At 67.1% G+C, this 2,501-nt stretch carries 2 protein-coding genes and 1 rRNA gene; all 3 read right to left on the minus strand.

Annotated features, from left to right (window positions below):
- A 16S ribosomal RNA gene (locus AB0M27_RS47350) occupies window positions 1-358 on the minus strand; the annotation flags it as partial.
- A 714-nt stretch (window positions 359-1,072) separates the two neighbouring features.
- Window positions 1,073-1,882 (minus strand): pyrroline-5-carboxylate reductase, encoded by an 810-nt coding sequence (gene proC / locus AB0M27_RS47355; protein ID WP_019764577.1) that lies wholly within the window; start codon window positions 1,880-1,882, stop codon window positions 1,073-1,075.
- A 109-nt stretch (window positions 1,883-1,991) separates the two neighbouring features.
- Window positions 1,992-2,501 (minus strand): ABC transporter permease (locus tag AB0M27_RS47360; RefSeq protein WP_365732398.1); only part of this gene is annotated, 510 nt, incomplete at its 5' end.

Below are 2,501 nucleotides of genomic sequence, written 5' to 3' on the forward strand. Positions count from 1 at the left end.
TTCCCCACTGCTGCCTCCCGTAGGAGTCTGGGCCGTGTCTCAGTCCCAGTGTGGCCGGTCGCCCTCTCAGGCCGGCTACCCGTCGTCGCCTTGGTAGGCCATTACCCCACCAACAAGCTGATAGGCCGCGGGCTCATCCTTCACCGCCGGAGCTTTCAACCCCCACCCATGCAGGCAGGAGTATTATCCGGTATTAGACCCCGTTTCCAGGGCTTGTCCCAGAGTGAAGGGCAGATTGCCCACGTGTTACTCACCCGTTCGCCACTAATCCACCACCGAAGCGGCTTCATCGTTCGACTTGCATGTGTTAAGCACGCCGCCAGCGTTCGTCCTGAGCCAGGATCAAACTCTCCGTGAATGATTACCCGTAATCGGGTGCACACATCACGAGAGCGGAACAACAAGGTCGGAATAAGACCCGTCGTTCACAGCGTCCTCGCTGTGTTGTTGCCTACCGCCACACATGGCGGCCGTAGGACTTTTCAAAGGAACCACCAACCTGCCGAAGCAGGCCGGGGTATCAACATATCTGGCGTTGACTTTTGGCACGCTGTTGAGTTCTCAAGGAACGGACGCTTCCTTCGGTCCCGTATCACCGGGCCCCTCCGGGCGCTTCCCTTCGTTTACTTCTTTTGTGTCTTGCTGTCTTGCGTTTCCGACTCTATCAGACGCTTTCCAGTGTCCGATCCCGGTCGAAGCGGGTCCTGCTACTCGCTTTCCGGGGTTCTTCGCTTTCGCGCTTTTCCCTTTCCGGCGAGTCCGACTCTATCAGATCCTTTCGGGCCTGACTCCCAGTCAGCGGGGCTTGTCCTCCCGGCCGTTGGGCCGTTCCGACGAGTGAGACTTTAGCGGAATCCTGCTCCCCGACGCTAATCGGGGGTGCGTCCCTTCGAACGCGGATTCCTCATTTCGCGAATGCGCACGAAAAAGCAGGCGACACGGAGTCGCTCGCTGATCGTGGTTACTGCGGAATGGCTGTCCGGGGACCGACCGGGGTCGGCGCTCACGTCGGACAACTCGGAGCACATTACGGTTCCGGCCGGGGTGTGTCAACCCCCGGCCGGGGCGGGGGTCAGCCGTTGCCGGAGGCCAGTTCGCGGCTGCGGTCGCGGGCGGCTTCGAGGGCGGCGATGAGGGCGGCCCGTACGCCGTGGTTCTCCAGCTCGCGGATGGCGCTGATCGTGGTGCCGGCGGGGCTGGTGACGGCCTCGCGGAGCTTGACCGGGTGCTCGCCGCTGTCGCGGAGCATCACGGCGGCGCCGATCGCGGCCTGGACGATGAGGTCGTGGGCCTGGGCGCGGGGCAGGCCGAGCAGGATGCCCGCGTCGGTCATGGCCTCGACCAGGAAGTAGAAGTAGGCGGGGCCCGAGCCGGAGAGGGCGGTGGCCGCGTCCTGCTGGGACTCCGGGACGCGCAGGGTCTTGCCGACGCCGCCGAAGATCTCCTCGGTGGTGGTGAGGTGGGCGCCGGTGGCGTGGCTGCCGGCCGAGATGACGGACATGCCCTCGTCCACGAGGACCGGGGTGTTGGGCATGACCCGGACGACCGGGGTGCCCGTGGTGAGCCGCTCCTCGATGAACGTGGTGGTGATACCGGCGGCGGCGCTGATCACCAGGCGGTCGGTGCCGACGTGCGGGGCCAGCTCGTCGAGGAGCTTCCCCATGTCCTGCGGCTTCACCGCCAGGATGAGGATGTCCGCGGCCTTCGCCGCCTCGGCGTTGCCGACCGACTCGACTCCGTACCGCGTGCGCAGCTCCTCGGCGCGGTCACTGCGGCGGGTGGTCACCAGGAGGTCGGCCGGTCGCCAGCCCGCCCGGATCATGCCGCTGAGGAGGGCCTCCCCGATCTTTCCGGTACCGAGGACTGCGACTGTCTGGGTCATGTGTTCACCCTCCGGGCGGTGCTGGGGCCGTGGTGCGTCGGATGCACGGCCGTCGTCTTGCCGTTCGCCGTCATCCTCGCACCGGGGTCCCCGGGTGTGCGGAGGCGTCTCACGGGGTGCGGCGGCGGAGCGTGACCGCGCCCAGGCAGAGGACCAGGAGCGCGCTTCCGGCCACGACCGCGATGTCCCGGAGGAAGGCGCCGGTGAGGTCGGAGTGGCGTACGACCTGGTCCATGCCGTCGACGGCGTACGACATGGGCAGGACGTTCGAGATCGCCTCCAGTACCGGGTGCATCCGGTCGCGCGGGACGAACAGGCCGCAGAGCAGGAGCTGCGGGAAGATCACCGCCGGCATGAACTGGACCGCCTGGAACTCCGATGCGGCGAACGCCGAGACGAAGAGGCCGAGCGCCGTGCCGAGCAGGGCGTCGAGCAGCGCGACCAGCAGGAGCAGCCACGGTGAGCCGGTCACGTCCAGGCCGAGCAGCCAGACCGAGACGGCGGTGGCCAGGACGGACTGGACGACCGCGACCGCGCCGAACGCGAGGGCATACCCGGCGATCAGGTCGCCCTTGCCGAGCGGGAGGGCGAGGAGGCGCTCCAAGGTGCCCGAGGTGCG

The sequence above is a fragment of the Streptomyces sp. NPDC052107 genome, assembly GCF_040680215.1.
Classification (GTDB): Bacteria; Actinomycetota; Actinomycetes; order Streptomycetales; family Streptomycetaceae; genus Streptomyces.

Coding starts and splice junctions, on each gene's coding strand:
- proC (WP_019764577.1), bottom strand. CDS start 1,882: ATGACCCAGACAGTCGCAGTCCTCGGTACCGGAAAGATCGGGGAGGCC.